The 15046-nt window shown below is 69.6% G+C and carries 13 protein-coding genes; 8 read left to right on the top strand and 5 right to left on the bottom strand.

The genetic code is table 11. The annotated features are described in order from the left end of the window. Positions 1–47: 47 nt before the first annotated feature. Entirely contained in the window at positions 48–584 is a 537-nt protein-coding gene (locus tag BVIR_RS02210; protein WP_055036244.1) for a L,D-transpeptidase, read from the bottom strand. A gap of 318 nt (positions 585–902) precedes the next feature. Between BVIR_RS02210 and rimI the strand changes: the two genes are divergently transcribed. Then, the gene (gene rimI, locus BVIR_RS02205) at positions 903–2036 is read left to right on the top strand and encodes a ribosomal protein S18-alanine N-acetyltransferase (RefSeq protein ID WP_055036243.1); all 1134 of its coding nucleotides are present in this window, start codon (positions 903–905) and stop codon (positions 2034–2036) included. Positions 2037–2038: 2 nt separating this feature from the next. Further along, positions 2039–3514 carry a RimK family protein gene (locus BVIR_RS02200; protein ID WP_055036242.1) on the top strand — a complete coding sequence of 492 codons (1476 nt, stop codon included), beginning with the start codon at positions 2039–2041 and terminating at the stop codon, positions 3512–3514. 190 nt (positions 3515–3704) lie between these two features. On the opposite strand, the gene BVIR_RS02195 is transcribed toward BVIR_RS02200, so the two are convergent. Then, complete coding sequence (locus BVIR_RS02195) at positions 3705–4517, bottom strand: creatininase family protein (protein WP_055036241.1); 813 nt, start codon at positions 4515–4517, stop codon at positions 3705–3707. 159 nt (positions 4518–4676) lie between these two features. Between BVIR_RS02195 and BVIR_RS02190 the strand changes: the two genes are divergently transcribed. The 4 genes from BVIR_RS02190 to BVIR_RS02175 all read left to right on the top strand — a co-directional run bounded on the left by BVIR_RS02190 (position 4677) and on the right by BVIR_RS02175 (position 8185). After that, positions 4677–5195, top strand: a complete 519-nt coding sequence (locus BVIR_RS02190) for a MarR family winged helix-turn-helix transcriptional regulator (RefSeq protein WP_055036240.1) — start codon at positions 4677–4679, stop codon at positions 5193–5195. Positions 5196–5518: 323 nt separating this feature from the next. Beyond that, positions 5519–6391 carry a DMT family transporter gene (locus BVIR_RS02185; protein ID WP_236823665.1) on the top strand — a complete coding sequence of 291 codons (873 nt, stop codon included), beginning with the start codon at positions 5519–5521 and terminating at the stop codon, positions 6389–6391. Between the two features lie 50 nt (positions 6392–6441). Next, complete coding sequence (locus tag BVIR_RS02180) at positions 6442–7413, top strand: 2-hydroxyacid dehydrogenase (protein WP_055036238.1); 972 nt, start codon at positions 6442–6444, stop codon at positions 7411–7413. A gap of 67 nt (positions 7414–7480) precedes the next feature. Further along, on the top strand, positions 7481–8185 hold the full coding sequence (locus BVIR_RS02175) for a protease inhibitor Inh/omp19 family protein (RefSeq protein ID WP_061349892.1): 705 nt from the start codon (positions 7481–7483) through the stop codon (positions 8183–8185). Positions 8186–8336: 151 nt separating this feature from the next. Here the strand turns inward: BVIR_RS02175 and BVIR_RS02170 are convergent, their stop codons facing one another. After that, the gene (locus tag BVIR_RS02170) at positions 8337–9293 is read right to left on the bottom strand and encodes an FkbM family methyltransferase (RefSeq protein WP_236823663.1); all 957 of its coding nucleotides are present in this window, start codon (positions 9291–9293) and stop codon (positions 8337–8339) included. A 364-nt stretch (positions 9294–9657) separates the two neighbouring features. Here BVIR_RS02170 and map point away from each other — a divergent pair, with 364 nt between their 5' ends. Together map and radC are read left to right on the top strand one after the other, a co-directional pair. Continuing rightward, entirely contained in the window at positions 9658–10482 is an 825-nt protein-coding gene (map, locus tag BVIR_RS02165) for a type I methionyl aminopeptidase (RefSeq protein WP_055036236.1), read from the top strand. A gap of 8 nt (positions 10483–10490) precedes the next feature. Then, complete coding sequence (gene radC, locus BVIR_RS02160) at positions 10491–11198, top strand: RadC family protein (RefSeq protein WP_055036235.1); 708 nt, start codon at positions 10491–10493, stop codon at positions 11196–11198. Positions 11199–11201: 3 nt separating this feature from the next. Here radC and mdoH read toward each other — a convergent pair whose 3' ends face one another. Both mdoH and BVIR_RS02150 read right to left on the bottom strand, forming a co-directional pair. Further along, on the bottom strand, positions 11202–13337 hold the full coding sequence (gene mdoH / locus BVIR_RS02155; RefSeq protein WP_055036234.1) for a glucans biosynthesis glucosyltransferase MdoH: 2136 nt from the start codon (positions 13335–13337) through the stop codon (positions 11202–11204). Beyond that, entirely contained in the window at positions 13325–14860 is a 1536-nt protein-coding gene (locus BVIR_RS02150) for an OpgD/OpgG family glucan biosynthesis protein (RefSeq protein WP_145911894.1), read from the bottom strand. Before BVIR_RS02150 ends, mdoH begins: the two co-directional genes overlap by 13 nt. Between the last annotated feature and the right edge of the window lie 186 nt (positions 14861–15046).

Below are 15046 nucleotides of genomic sequence, written 5' to 3'. Positions count from 1 at the left end.
TGGCCGCGCCCGGCAGGTGTCGGCGCAGCGGCCTCAGCGCAGCATCATCACCGCAGAACGACCACCGGCGCGCCGACGTGGACGCGCTCGTAGAGGTCCACCACGTCGGCATTGTACATGCGGAAACAGCCGTTGGAGGACGCGGTGCCGATCGACGACGGCTTGGTGGTGCCGTGGATGCGGAACTCGCTCCAGCCGAGATAAAGCGCGCGGACGCCGAGAGGATTGCCGGCGCCGCCCCGCACGTAGCTCGGCAGCGACGGATTGGCGTTGCGCATGCGCGGCGTCGGCCGCCAGTCGGGGTTGACGCGCTTGGCCGACACCCAGCTTTCGCCCGACCACTGGCGGATCGGCTCGCCGACCGCGATGCGGTAGCGATAGGCCTTGCCGTTGCCGAGCGCGAGATAGAGCCGGCGCTCGGAGGTCTTCACCACCAGCGTGCCGGGCTCATAGGAGTCGTCGAAATCAACCAGTTGCGGGCCGGGGCCGACCGGGCGGCCGGCCGGCGAGGTCGCCGCCGTCGCCTGCCCGGAGAACGCCGCAATCGCCAGCACGCACGCCGCAACTCGAACCAACGCCAACATGTCTTCCGCCCTTTGGTGCATCAATCCTAAGAATGACGCAAATCCCCCGGTTCAGGTTCACGCCGGCTGCGCTTTCGCCGCGTCGGCGCGCCAGATGAGCGCCGCGAATTGATCACGAAGCGTTGAAAATACGGTTAAGCCGGAGCTTGTCGCGCGTATCTGGTGTTTCCCTTCGACAGCGTCAACTCCGGAAACGACGGGCTCGCGCCGGTGCGGCGGCGGGGCTATTGTCGCCCTCCCACTTGCCAACCCGGCGTTTCCGGCACATTCGAGCCCGCGATGGATGCCGCGCGCGACCCTTCTCCGATAGAGACCGTGATGACCGCAGCCGACGGCGCACCCACCGCGCCCGCCGCGGGCATCCGCACCGCCAAGCTGGACGACCTCGACGCCCTCGCTGCGCTGGAATGTCGCGTGTTCGAGACCGACCGGCTGTCGCGCCGCTCGTTCCGCCACTTCCTCAGCCAGGATCGCGACGAATTGCTGGTTGCCGAGGTCGGCGGCCGCATCGCCGGCTATGCGCTGGTGCTGTTCCGCAGCGGCACCGCGCTCGGCCGGCTCTATTCGATCGCGGTTGAGCCCGAGGCGGCCGGCCGCGGCCTTGGCCGCCGCCTGCTGGATGCCGCCGAGACCGCCGCCGAAACGCGCGGCTGCCTGTTCCTGCGGCTGGAAGTGCGCGAGGACAACGCCACCGCAAAGGCGCTGTACCGCTCCGCCGGCTATCGCCAGATCGCCCGCCTCGCCGACTATTACCAGGACCACGAACCGGCGCTGAGGCTGGAGAAACGGCTGATCGCGGAGGTCGAGGCGCCGCTCAAGCCGCCGCCTTACTTTCACCAAACCACCGACTTCACATGCGGTCCGGCGTGCATGCTGATGGCGCTCGCCTGGGACGACCGGTCGCTCCGCCCGAGCCGGGCGCTCGAACTCAAGCTGTGGCGCGATTCGACGACGATCTTCATGACGTCCGGCCCCGGCGGTTGCGATCCCTACGGCCTTGCGGTCACGCTGAAGCATCGCGGCCTTGAGCCGGAGGTGCGGGTATCCCATTGCGGCCCCTATTTCCTCGATGGCGTACGCTCGCCGGAGAAAAAGGACGTCATGCGCCTCGTGCAGGAAGGCTTCCGCGAGGAGGCGCACGAACTCGGCATTCCCGACCGCGGCGGCGCAATGACGGAAAGCGACTACGCCGCCGTGCTGAACGGCGAGGCACTCGCGCTGGTGCTCGTTTCCGGTTACCGCATGTACCGCCGCAAGGAACCGCATTGGGTTCTGGCGTTCGGCCGCGACGATCGCCACATCTTCGTCCACGATCCCTGGTTTGAAGCGGAGTCGCGCGAGAGCATTCTCGCCGCCGCCAACCTGCCGATTCCCGCCGCCGAATTCCACCGCATGGCGCGGTTCGGCCGCGACAATCTTCGCGCCGCGGTGTTGGTCCGAAAGGGACACTGACCATGACCGGTTGGGTGATCATCGTCGATCAGCCCAAGGACTTCCGCAACGCCGACACGCCCCACAAGGTCATTACCACGAGCGAGTATCTCGCCCGACCGCGGCTGTTCGATTCAGGACGTCCGAAGCTCATCAATCTGTCGCGATCGTACAACTACCAGAGCCAGGGCTATTACGCCTCGCTGCTGGCGGAGGCGCGCGGCCACCGCGTGATGCCGACGGTCGAAACCATGCTCGAGCTGCGCGAGGCGACGCTGTATGAGAAGGCGCTGCCGGAGCTGGAGGACGAGCTGAACCGCTGTGCCCGCAAGACCGGCTGGCAGCCTGCCTCCGACCAGAGGCTGATGGTGTGCTTCGGCCTGGTCGCCGACGAGCGCTTCGAGGCGTTCGGCAAGCTGCTGTTCGACTGGTTCCGCTGCCCGGCGATCGAGGTGTCGCTGGAGCCGGGCACCGACGCCAACAGCTGGATTTCGATCGCGCGCCTGCGCGCCCGCCCCATCACCAAGCTGGAAAACGGCGACGCGCGGTTCTTCGCCGAGGCGCTGCACGCCCACACCAGGCGCGACTGGCGGCGGCCGAAGGCGCGCGCCGTCGCCAAGTACGATCTCGCCGTGCTGCACGACCCGCAGGAAAAGCTGCCGCCGAGTTCGACGGCCTCCATTCGCCACCTGGCCCGGGTGGCGGAGAAGATGTCGGTGTCGGTGCAGACCATCACCCGCCGCCAATTGTCCGACCTCGCCGAATACGACGCGCTGTTCATCCGCGAAACCACCTCGATCGACAACCACACCTACCGCTTCGCCCGGCTCGCGGTGCAGCAGGGCATGCCGGTCATCGACGACCCGATCTCGATGATCCGCTGCACCAACAAGGTCTACCTGATGGAGAAGCTCGGCGGGCACGACGTGGCGATGCCGCCGACGCTGCTGCTGTCGGGCGAGGACGGCGAGCTGGAACAGGCGATCGACGAGCTCGGCCTGCCGCTGGTGGTGAAGATCCCGGACGGCTCGTTCTCGCGCGGGGTGGTGAAGGTGGCGACGCCGGAGGAGCTGAAGCGCGTCACCGAGCACATGTTCGAGGACACCGACCTCGTCATCGCCCAGAAGTTCATGCCGACGGAATACGACTGGCGGGTCGGCGTGCTGGGCGGCGAGCCGCTGTTCGCCTGCCAATACATGATGGCGCGCGGCCACTGGCAGATCCTCAAGCACGAGCCGAACGGCATCGCCAAGGAAGGCGGCTTCCGCACCCTGCCGGTCGCCACCGCGCCGCCCGACGTCATCGACCTTGCGGTGCGCGCCTGCCGGCTGATCGGCAACGGCCTCTACGGCGTCGACATCAAGCAGACCAATGGCGGCATCTACGTCATCGAGGTCAACGACAACCCCAATATCGAGCACGGCGTCGAGGACGCCGCCGAAAAGGACGCGGTGTGGCAGCGCCTGGTCGGCTGGTTCGTCAAGAAGCTGGAGGGGTAGGCGCGGCGGTCTGCTGCTTGCGCCATTGCAGAGTCTGGTCCCCTTCCCTCCCAGGACGTTGTCCGGCTCGCCGGGGACGACGGGTTGCGTCTGCAGAACCAAGCTTCGGAACCTCAACGGGTCGTCCCCGGCGAGCGTCGCGCAGCGACGCAAGGGAAGGGGACCCATGATTGAACGACGCTACTCGTGATCATCCCCCGCCCAGCGGCCCCGGCGTCAGCGCCGCAACGTCGAACGCATCGACGTCGCGCAGCAGCTCGATGAAGGCGCGCGCGCCGAACTCGGCGGCGGCGCGGCCCTTGTCGGCGGTCGCCGCGGCGGCGTTGCCGACCACGCCCTCGGCATTGAGGTCCTGCGCCATCCAGCCGAAGCCGACCGGGCTGGTCGCCCGCAGCCGCCGAAACCGCGCCTCCATCGCCTGCGCCGCCGACGGAAAATCGCGGGCCTCCGCCATGCGCACCAGCTCCGGCCGCGCCGCCAGCATCAACGAGGTCTCGATCTCGCCGCCATGGATGCCGAACCGCACCTCATCGGCTGAGAACAGCCGGTCGGGATAGCCGAGCTTGTGCCAGGAGCACGTCACCACGAAAAGGCCGAACCGCGCCCGCAGTTCGACCGCCGCAAGGCTCGCCGCCGCGACGTTGCCGCCGTGGCTGGTGACGATCACCAGCTTGCGCACCCCGGCACGATGGAGCCCCTCGCCGACCGCAATCCACCCCGCCACCGCGGCGGCGGCATCGACGCTCAGGGTGCCGGGAAAGCCGAGATGCTCGGGCGAGACGCCGATCGTCGCCATCGGCAATAGCACGGCGGGCACCTCGTCCGGCAGCAGCGCCTCGACCCGCGCCAGGTAGAACTCGGCGATGATTGCGTCGGTGCCGAGCGGCAGATGCGGCCCGTGCTGCTCCACCGCCGCCAGCGGCAGCACCGCGATCCAGCGCGCGGCATCAGCGGCCGCAAGGTCAGTCCAGCTCAGCTCCAGCCAGCGGCGCCGTGGCGGCATCCAAGGTCCTCCGACAGATTTTTCTTCGCCGACATACAGTTTTCATCAAGTGACGGAAACTATCGGCGTGCCGAATCGTGCAGAATACGATGAAAGTGTCCGCTGCCGGTCTTTCTGGTGCGCAGGCGCTGCCGGCAAACAGTCCGCGGGGTGAAGGCTATGAAGAATGCCGCCGCCAAGGATGCTCACGTCAAGACGGTCGGCTACCGGCTGAACCACACCGCCCGGCTGCAACGGGCGCGCACGGCCAAGCTGCTGACCGGGCTCGGCTTGTTTCCCGGCCAGGAAACCGTGCTTAAGCTCTTGGCCGAGCATGACGGCCGCACCATGGGCGACCTCGCCGGCGCGCTCCGGGTCCGGCCGCCCACCGCCTCCAAGACCATCGCCCGCCTCACCGCGCAGGGGCTGGTCGAGCGCCGCGCCGTCAACGGCGACGGCCGCTTGGTGCGAGTCCATCTCACCGAGCCGGGGCGCACGCGCGCCAGCGCCATCGACGGCATCTGGCACACCCTTGAGCAGGAGATGCTGGAGGGCCTCGACGGCAAGGACCGCAAGCGCCTGCGCAAGCTGCTGCGCCGTATCGAGAAGAACCTCGCCGGCCGCCTCGGCACCGACGCGCACGAGGACGACGCCGACGACGACGCCGACGACGCGCCGGCCGACAGGGCGTCGGAATAGACGGCGCCGGAATAGACGGCGTCATCAAGGACCGCGAGCGGAGCGGCGGTCGGCAGGGGGCTTAGCTTCTCCCGCACGGGAGAGCCGGCCCGGCGGGACGATGCCGCTAGGGGCGACGGCGCCGTGTTCGGCGCCAAAGCGGGCACCGGACAGCCGCGGCCTTCCGCAAGGCTGCCATGAGCGGCGCCGCCCGCCCTTGCCATCGGCGCCCCGCCGTGCTCGGTGCGGGAACACCCGCCGACCGATCCTCCCGAAAGCCCCGCCCCCCGTTGGACGCCACCCCCACTCCGCCGTTCGTGGTGACTGAGCCACGGCAGCACCGTTTGGCCGGCATCGCCCTGATGGGCGCTGCGCTCGCCTGTTTTTGCTGCCTCGACACCACCGCCAAATGGCTCGGCCACCACATCGACACCGCGCTGGTGGTGTGGGCGCGCTACGCCAGCGCCTTCGTCCTCACCATCCTGATCGTCAATCCATGGACGGTGCCGGGCCTGATCCGCACCCGCCGGCCAGCGCTGCAGCTCGGCCGCTCGACGCTGCTGTTCGCCTCCACCGTGTGCAATTTCGTCGCGCTGCACTACCTCCGGCTCGACCAGACCATGTCGATCGTGTTCACAACGCCGTTCTTCGTCGTGGCGATGGCCGGGCCGCTGCTCGGCGAGTGGATCGGCTGGAAGCGCTGGCTGGCGATCCTGGTCGGCTTCTGCGGCGTGCTGGTGATCACCCGCCCGGGCGTCGGCGAGGTCCATTGGGCGGTCGGGCTGTCGCTGGCGGGCGCGGTGGCCTACGCCCTCTACAACATCTCGACCCGAGTGCTGGCGAGCTACGATTCCGCCCTCACCACGCTGTTCTATTCCAACCTGGTCGGCGTCCTGCTGGCCTCCGTGCCGCTGCCCTGGCTGTGGTCGACGCCGAACGACGCCCGCGTCGTTACGCTGATGGTGGCGGTCGGTGCGCTCGGCAGCGTCGGCCACTGGCTGCTGATCCTCGCCCACCGCAAGGCCCCGGCCGGGGTGCTGGCGCCGTTCATCTACGCCCAGCTGCTCGGCATGGTGGCGATGGGCTATCTGGTGTTCGGCGACGTGCCCGACCCCTGGACCCTCGCCGGCGGCACCATCGTCGTCGCCTCCGGCCTGTTCCTGCTAATGTGCGAGCGTCGACCGGCACCGGCCGAAACACACCCGAATTTGGATTGACGCCGGGCGCAGACCTCGGCCACCACCGCGCGGCGACGCAGGAGCGACCCATGACCGATACGCCCGAAATCCTGGTGCCCCGGCCGATGATGCCGACCGTGACCGAACAGCTCGGCCGCCGCTTCCGGCTGCACAAGCTGTGGGAGTCGGGCGACGGCGCGCTCGATGCCGTCGCCGCGCGGGTTCGCGGCCTGGCCACCACCGCCGCCGGCCATCCGGTTGACGAGGCGCTGCTGGCGAAGCTGCCCAAGCTTGAGATCATCTCCAATTTCGGCGTCGGCTACGACCATATCGACGCCGCGGCCGCCGCCCGCCACGGCGTGGTGGTGACCTACACCCCCGACGTCCTGACCGAGGAGGTCGCCGACACCGCACTCGGCCTGCTGCTGGCCACCGTGCGCCGGCTGCCACAGGCCGACCGCTACGTCCGCGCCGGCGCCTGGCCCAAGGCGCATTTCCCGCTCAGCCCGTCGCTGCGCGACCGCCGCATCGGCATCTACGGTCTCGGCCGCATCGGCCGCGCCATCGCCCGCCGGCTCGACGGCTTCGGCGTGCCGCTGGCCTATCACAGCCGCACCCGCCACACCGACGTGCCCTATCCCTACCATCCCGACCTTGCCTCGCTGGCGGCGGCGGTCGACACCCTGATCGTGATCACCCCCGGCGGCCCGGACACCAAGAACAGCGTCAACGCCGCCGTGCTCGCCGCGCTCGGCCCGCGCGGCGTCCTGATCAACGTTGCCCGCGGCTCGGTGGTCGACGAGCCGGCGCTGATCGAGGCGCTGAGAGCCGGCACCATTCTCGCCGCCGGCCTCGATGTGTTCGCCGACGAGCCCAACGTGCCGGCCGAGCTGATGGCGATGGACAATGTGGTGCTGCTGCCGCACGTCGGCTCGGCCACGCTCTACACCCGCCAGGCCATGGCGCAGCTCACCGTCGACAATCTGGTGAGCTGGTTCGACGACCGCGGACCGTTAACCCCGGTACCGGAAACGCCTTGGCCGAACCCGCGCCGGGCGTGATAACCTATTAAGAGATCCTGAATTGCCGTTAGGTCAATTTGGGCGGCACGCACGGCGGGGGACGGACATGCGCGCGGTTCTTATCCCAGTGACCCTGATGCTCGCGCTGATCGGAGCTGGGGCGGCGACGGCGGAAACGGCGCGGCCGGCGAAGGTACCCGACGAGGTTCGTCAACTGGCGGGCCCGTTCGATCTGACCGACGCCGAAGGCCACCGCCGCTGCGCGCTGGCGCTGGAGGCGAAAATCCAGGGCACCGGCTTCGCCCTCGGCTTCGACAAGCCGACCTGCGTCGGCGCGATGCCATTCCTCGCCACCGTCACCTCCTGGAGCCGCGGCCCGGCCAGCGCCATCCGGCTTCTCGACGGCACCGGCCGCGTCGTCGCCGAGTTCGGCGAGACCGAGGACGGCCTCTATGAGATGGCGCGCGCCGGAGAAGGCGTGTTCTTCCTGTCGCGGGCCGGCGGCACCGAGCCGGCCGGGCCGACGCCCGCCGAGCTGACCGGAACCTGGTCGTTCGCCCGCCAGCCGGGTCGGCCGATCTGCAGCGTGACATTGACCGAAGAGCCGGCCGACGGCGACAGTTACCGCCTGACCCTCGCCGGCACCTGCGACCAGACCATCAAGTCGTTTGCGCCGGTGTCGTGGCGGCTCGACCGCGCCGACATCGTGATTACCTCCGGGCAGGGCGATCAGGTGCGGTTCGAACGCACCGAGGACAACATCTGGCGCCGTGTTTCCGACGCCAGCCGGCCGCTGTTCCTGACCCGCTAGAGCATTTTCCGCACAAGTGGGATCCGGTTGTGCGGAAGAAAATGCGAAATCACAAAGGCCTGGAGCATCCGCCCTGATGCAGCCAGGTCGGATCCTCCGGACGCCCGCCGGTCGCCTCGAGCGGGAGCTGCCTTGGCCTTGGTGCCGGCGCTCACGGCGTCAGGCTTGACCGCGCCACGGCCAGACCGAGCCGGGCCACCGGCGCGACCTCCTCCGCCGCCCGCGCCGGTGCGGCGGCCTCGTCGGGGCCAAGCCGCTGGTAGAGCCGCTTTCGCCGCGACTGGCCGCAGAGCCGGTAGCCATGGCCAGTCAAGAGGGCGTGAAGGTCGGAGTGCCAAAGATGCGGCGTATTGGCCAGGATCAGCTGCGCCGGCCACCGCGCCGGCGCAGTCGACTGGAAGAACGGCACCAGCACCAGATCCTCGGCGCCTTCGACATCGATCTTCATGGCGTCGACCCGGTCGATGCCCTCGCTGTCGAGGATACGCTCCAGCGTTTCGGCCGGCACCGTGACGCTGGAGCCTTCGCCCGGCGCAAAGCCCACCATCTTGATGCTCGACTCGCCCTTGTTGCGCGGGGCGAGGAACAGCGTCAGCGGCCCGTCGCGGTCGGCCACCGCCACCGACAGCGCCTTGACCCCGCAGCCGGGATTGGCGGAGATGTTGAAGCATAGCCGCTCGAACACCACCGGCTGCGGCTCGATGGCGAGCAGCCGGGCACGTCCGGCCGTGTGCGCCGCCAGGAACAGGCTGTAGCCGCCGATATTGGCGCCGACGTCGACGAAGGTGACCTCGCGGCCCTCGCCGGCCAGCGCATCGGCGAACGCCGCCAGCGCCGCCCGCTCGACCGCGTCGAAATACTGCGGCGTGAACAGGATGCGCTTCTCGCACACGTTGTTGAACGGGTAGAGCCGGAAGCGGGCGCCCATCGACTCCACGTCCAGCGGCCGCCCGGCCAGCCTGAACGTCACCAGCCGCCTGAGCGCGAAGGCAAGGCGCCGGTACAGCCACCGATCCGGGATCCGGCGGGTCAACCCGATGACGTTGGACGCAAAGCTGTCCGGCTTGCAGGCGCCGAAGGGGCTGGAGTCGTTTTCGCGTGCCAGCAAACGGAACTCCACTACGGCGTGCCTCGACCCGACCGTTCCCACCGCGGCTGGACGGACGCTCGGAACCTCATCGATCCCGGCAGAACCGGTCGCACCGGACGCGATCGTCCGCATCCGAACCTCTGGGGAGTCCGAATCGAACCTTAGTGCCGAATCCGGACCACTCCGCCTGGAACACCGGCCAATCATCGATCCGAGTGCCCCGGGTGTCCAGTCCCGAACCGTTTCCGCCGCCCGCCCTTCCGGGCGCGTGCCGGCGGGAACCGGCAACGCATCCTTGCGCGCGACCGCCGATCGCCTACATTGCCCGAACCGGCAAGACAAGAGGCGGCCCCGACGACCGCCATTTCCGAGTGCAACTGAAATGACCTATGTCGACGCTGCTGCCGCACCGCTCCGGAAGAACGGCCAGATCAAGCTTCACGGCCCGGCCGATTTCGAAGGCATGCGCAAGGCCGGCCGCCTGGTCGCCGAGGCGCTGGACCTGATCGTCCCGCTGATCCGCCCTGGCGTCGCCACCGAGGCGATCGACAAGGCGGTGTTCGAGTTCGCCATGGACCATGGCGCGCTGCCGGCGACGCTGATGTACCGCGGCTATCGCAAGTCGACCTGCACCTCGATCAACCACGTGGTCTGCCACGGCATTCCCAACGAAAAGCCGCTGCGCGAGGGTGACATCGTCAATGTCGACGTCACCCTGGTCCTCGACGGCTGGTACGGCGACTCCAGCCGCATGTATCCGGTCGGCGAAATCCCCCGCCGCGCCGAGAAGCTGATCGAGATCACCTATGAGGCGATGATGCGCGGCATTGCCGTGATCAAGCCCGGCGCCACCGTCGGCGACATCGGCGCCGCCATCCAGGACTTCGTCGAACCGTGCCACCTCAGCGTGGTGCGCGATTTCTGCGGCCACGGCGTCGGCCGGCTATTCCACGACGAGCCCAACATCGTCCATGTCGGCCGCCCCGGCGAGGGCGCAGTGCTGAAGCCCGGCATGTTCTTCACCGTCGAGCCGATGATCAATCTCGGCCGGCCGCACGTGAAGGTGCTGTCCGACGGCTGGACCGCGGTGACGCGCGACCGCTCGCTGTCGGCACAGTTCGAGCACGCGGTCGGGGTGACGGAGACCGGCGTGGAGATCTTCACGCTGTCGCCGAAAGGGCTCGACAAGCCGCCCTACAACGTCTGAGGCGCACCGTGGCCCGTGCCCCGAAATCGGCGGCGGGGACGTTGGAGCCTCATTTCGTCGGCCACCGCGCCCGGCTGCGCACCCGCTTTCTGGAGTCCGGGCCGGACGCGCTGGCCGACTACGAACTTTTGGAACTGGTGCTGTTCCGCGCCCTGCCGCGCCAGGACACCAAGCCGCTGGCCAAGGCGCTGCTGGCGCGGTTCGGCTCGTTCGCCGAGGTGGTGTCGGCGCCACCGCCGCGGCTGGCGGAGGTCGAGGGCGTCGGCGAGGCGGTGGTGGCCGAGCTGAAGCTCGTGCAGGCCGCCGCCCTGCGCCTGGCCAAGGGTGAGCTCAAGGCCCGGCCGGTGCTGAGCTCGTGGTCGCAGGTGCTCGACTTCTGCCGCACCGCGATGGCGTTCGCCGACCGCGAGGAATTCCGCATTCTGTTCCTCGACAAGCGCAACCAGCTGATCGCCGACGAGGTGCTGTCGCGCGGCACCGTCGACCACACCCCGGTCTATCCGCGCGAGGTGGTCAAGCGCGCGCTGGAGCTATCGGCGACTGCCTTGATTTTAGTGCACAATCACCCGTCCGGCGACCCGACGCCGTCCTCTGCCGACGTGCAGATGACGCGCAGGATCGCCGAGGTCGCCGCCCCGCTCGGCATCGCGCTGCACGACCACCTCATCATCGGCAAGAACGGCCACGCCAGCCTGAAGGGGCTCGGGCTGATCTGACGGTCACCGCGCCAGCGTCACCAGCCGCTCCAACGCGTCGGGATCGCCCAGCGCCGCCGCCTTCTCGCGTGGCGTCAGCAACGCCAGCGCCTCATTGAGATCGCGGGCGTCCTCGATCTTGGCGCGGGCGACCAGCCGCTCGGGGGCGTAGTCGCCCGGCCGGCGGGCGCCGCCGGCCGGCAGCATGGCGTGGTGGGCGGCGAGCAGTTCCGGATCGCGCGCCAGCGCCGCCACCGCCTCGCCCACCGTCTCCTGAGCCCGCGCCGCCGCAAGGTCGGCGGCCCGCCGCAGCACCTCGGGCGGGTTGCGCCCCTCCGGCGTGCGCAGCAGGCCGGCCAGCGCCCGGCCGGCGCCACGGGAGGCGGTGAGCGCCGCCACCGGCACCGCTAGCACCAGGCCGGCGATCACCGGCGTCATCCACAGGAACAGCTCGGGCGAGATCGCGAACGCCGCGCCGGCCAGCGCCAGCCCGAACAGGGTGTGCGGCGCGAAGCGCCGGGCGATGTGGGCGAACGGCATGGTGCCGTCGTCGCGGCGCTGCGGCTGCCAGCCGGCGTCGCGCCCGGCCAGGATGCCGGCCACCGCCGCCGACTGCGACACCATGGTGATCGGCGCGGTCAGCGCGGAGATCGCGGTTTCGGCGACGACGCCGACCAGGGCGAACACGCCGAAGCCGCGCCGCGCGTCGCGGTCGGCCAGCATTAGGGCGTAGCCGATCAGCTTGGGCAGCAGCAGCACCGCCATGGTGCCGACGAACACCCAGGCGGCGCGCACCGGGTCCTGCGCCGGCCACTCTGGGAACAGCGAGAACGCGGTGGGGAAATAGTCCGGCGGCACGAAGCGGGCCTGCAACGCGGCCAGAAGGCCGATCAGCAGCATGGCGAGCCACAGCGGCGCGGTGACATAAGCACCGATGCCGGTGAGGAGATGGAGCCGGGACAGCGGATGAAGCCCGCGCGCCGGCAGTACCGCGATGTGCTGGAGGTTGCCCTGGCACCAGCGGCGGTCGCGCACCGACAGATCCATCAGCGAGGGCGGCCCTTCCTCGAAGCTGCCGGCCAGCGCCGGCACCATGTGCACCGCCCAGCCGCCGCGCCGGATCAGCGCCGCCTCGACGAAATCGTGGCTGAGGATGTGGCCGCCGAACGGTTTCCTGCCCTTGAGGTGCGGCAGCCCGGCCTCGCCGGCAAACGCCCTCACCCGGATGATGGCGTTGTGCCCCCAGTAATTGCCGTCGGGGCCATGCCACCACGCCAGCCCGTGGGCGATTAGCGGGCCGTAGAGCCGGCCGGCGAACTGCTGCACCCGGGCGAACAGGCTGCGGCCGCCGACGATCACCGGCAAGGTCTGGATCAGGCCGACGCCGGGGTTTTGCTCCATCGCCGCGGCGATGCGCACCATCGCCTCGCCGGTCATGACGCTGTCGGCGTCGAGCACGATCATGCTGTCATAGCCGCCGCCGAACCTCATCACCCAATCGGCGATGTTGCCGGCCTTGCGATCGATATTGCGCGGCCGCCGGCGATAGAACATGCGGCCATCGCCGCCGGCGCGCGCGCGCAGCGCCAGGAAGCCGGCCTCCTCGGCGACCCAGACGTCGGCGTCGGTGGTGTCGCTCAGGATGAACAGGTCGAACGCCGCGCTCCGCCCGGTCGCCACCAGCGACTGCCAGGTCGCCTCCAGCCCGGCGAACACCCGCGCCGGCGCCTCGTTGTAGGTCGGCATCAACAGCGCGATGCGGCCGGTCAGTTCGGGCAGCGGCGATGCCGGATCGATGCCGAGCCCGCCATCGCCGCGCCGAGCCATGGCGATGGCGCCGCCCAGCGCGTTGGTGAAGGAGAACGCGATCCAGGCGAACAGCACCACGAACAGCACCAGCACCACCGTTTCCAGCACGGTGAGGCCGGCGACGTTGAGCACCGCGTACATTTCCTCCGCGGCCAGCGCAGTGAGCGCGAGCGCGCCGCCGAACACGAACGCCCGCCGGGCGGCGAGCCTTGCCGGCGCCGTGGTCGGGCGCAGGCGCGCCGCCGGCGCGGCGCGGAGCGACTGCACCGGCATCGCCAGCGGCGAGTCCGGCGGCAGCGCCGGGGCGGGGGATTCCGGCGCGACGCCGGCCGGCACAGTTACCGCGTCCATCGATAGATCCACGCTTCGCTCATGCGCTCCTCGCCGCGCAGCACCTCGGCGCGCAGCTCGACCAGATCCTGGCCCGCGGTGTCGAGCGTGAACGACAGCCGCCAGCCCTCGATGTCGGGGTTGGGCTGCAGCACGACGTTGGTGACCGCCCCCCCGCTCGCCCCGACGTCCACCCGCAGCGCCTCGGCCGCGACGCCGCGCAGGTTGTCGCCGACGACGTCCAGCACGAACAGCCGCCGCTCGGCGTTGCCGCCGACGCGGGTGGCGGCGAAGCGGGCGCGAGCGTCGCGGCCCGGCATGTCCCAGGTCCAGTGCAGACGGTAGGTGTAGATGTATTCGGCGCCCTTGCGCAGCGGGTCTTTCGGCCGCCAGAACGCGACGATGTTGTCGTGAACCTCTTCCGGGGTCGGGATCTCGAACAGGTGCACCGCGCCCTCGCCCCAATCCCCGATCGGCTCGACCCACACGCTGGGCCGCCGCTCGTAGCGCGCCTCCAAATCCTGGTAGTCGAAGAACGAGCGCTGCGCCTGCATCAGGCCGAAACCGCGCACATTGGTGTCGACGAAGGCGGACGCCTGGAGCCGGCGCGGATTGGTCAGCGGCCGCCACAGCAACTCGCCTTTGCCGTTGAGGATGGCGAGGCCCTGGGCGTCGTGCACCGCCGGCCGGAAATCGTCGATGCCGTCGCGGTCGTTGGGGCCGAACAGGAACATGCTGGTAAGCGTCGCCAAACCCGGCTGGTCGACGTCGGCCCGCGGGTAGAGCGCCATCTCCACCGTCATCACCGTGGCATCGCCCGGCCGGATGGTGAAGCGGTAGGCCGCCGCCGCGCTCGGGCTGTCGAGCAGCGCGTGCACCACGACGGAATCGCCGCCGGGGCGCGGGCGCTCGATCCACACCGCCTTGAAAACCGGGAACTCCTCGCCGCCAGCGTCCCCGGTCTTGATCGACAGGCCGCGCGCGGAGGAACCGTAGCTTTGGCCCTTGCCCACCGCGCGGAAATAGCTCGCGCCCTGGAACACCACGACCTCGTCGTAATAATCGGGCCGGTTGAGCAGGCCGTGCAGGCGGAAGCCGGAGAAGCCGAGATCGGCGCTCGGGTCGGGCCGCTCGACGCCGTGCTCGAAGCGGAAGAAATCGGGGCTGTAGGCGACCGGCGTCGCCCGGCCGTCGGTGACAACGAAAATGTCGACGCGGTCGCGAAACAAGAAGCCGCGGTGGAGCAGTTGCGCCTCGAACGGCAACCCCTCGCCATGCCACAGCGCGCGCTCGGCGTTGAAGCGGATGTTGCGGTAGGCGTCGTAGCTGAGGGCGTCGAGCGGACGCGGCAGGCTCTGGCTGCCAGCCTTGTAGGGATTGGCAGCGAGTTCGCGCGCCATCCGCCGCACCACGTGGGCATCGAACGGCGTGCCGCCGGCGTCCTGGGCCGACACCTCGTCGGTCAGGCGTGGGATCAGCGGCAGATAGGCGGCGGCGACCACCGGCAGCAGGGCGGCACCCATGACCAATTGACGGCGTCGCATTCGGCTCTCCCTGTCCCGACGCCGTTTCGAACCACTCCGAATCGGCGCCCGTCTTCGCTGGTCCGGCTGTTGGGCGCGAACGTGTCCCTTTTACGAACACGCCCGGCCGTGACGCCAGCTTTCAACAGCCAACGCGGCGGTCATGTCTCGAATGGCAAATCGTGGCGGATGTTCCAGGACTCGCGT

The organism is Blastochloris viridis (genome assembly GCF_001402875.1).
GTDB lineage: Bacteria > Pseudomonadota > Alphaproteobacteria > Rhizobiales > Xanthobacteraceae > Blastochloris > Blastochloris viridis.
Note: the sequence above shows the minus strand (reverse complement) of the source record. Positions and strands in the feature narration are given on the sequence as shown.

Excerpts from the sequence above, each read along its gene's own strand:
- rimI (WP_055036243.1), top strand. The coding sequence starts at position 903 with ATGACCGCAGCCGACGGCGCACCCACCGCGCCCGCCGCGGGCATCCGC.
- BVIR_RS02190 (WP_055036240.1), top strand. The coding sequence starts at position 4,677 with ATGAAGAATGCCGCCGCCAAGGATGCTCACGTCAAGACGGTCGGCTAC.
- BVIR_RS02210 (WP_055036244.1), bottom strand. The coding sequence starts at position 584 with ATGTTGGCGTTGGTTCGAGTTGCGGCGTGCGTGCTGGCGATTGCGGCG.
- map (WP_055036236.1), top strand. The coding sequence starts at position 9,658 with ATGACCTATGTCGACGCTGCTGCCGCACCGCTCCGGAAGAACGGCCAG.
- BVIR_RS02180 (WP_055036238.1), top strand. The coding sequence starts at position 6,442 with ATGACCGATACGCCCGAAATCCTGGTGCCCCGGCCGATGATGCCGACC.
- BVIR_RS02200 (WP_055036242.1), top strand. The coding sequence starts at position 2,039 with ATGACCGGTTGGGTGATCATCGTCGATCAGCCCAAGGACTTCCGCAAC.
- mdoH (WP_055036234.1), bottom strand. The coding sequence starts at position 13,337 with ATGGACGCGGTAACTGTGCCGGCCGGCGTCGCGCCGGAATCCCCCGCC.
- BVIR_RS02150 (WP_145911894.1), bottom strand. The coding sequence starts at position 14,860 with ATGCGACGCCGTCAATTGGTCATGGGTGCCGCCCTGCTGCCGGTGGTC.
- BVIR_RS02175 (WP_061349892.1), top strand. The coding sequence starts at position 7,481 with ATGCGCGCGGTTCTTATCCCAGTGACCCTGATGCTCGCGCTGATCGGA.
- BVIR_RS02195 (WP_055036241.1), bottom strand. The coding sequence starts at position 4,517 with ATGCCGCCACGGCGCCGCTGGCTGGAGCTGAGCTGGACTGACCTTGCG.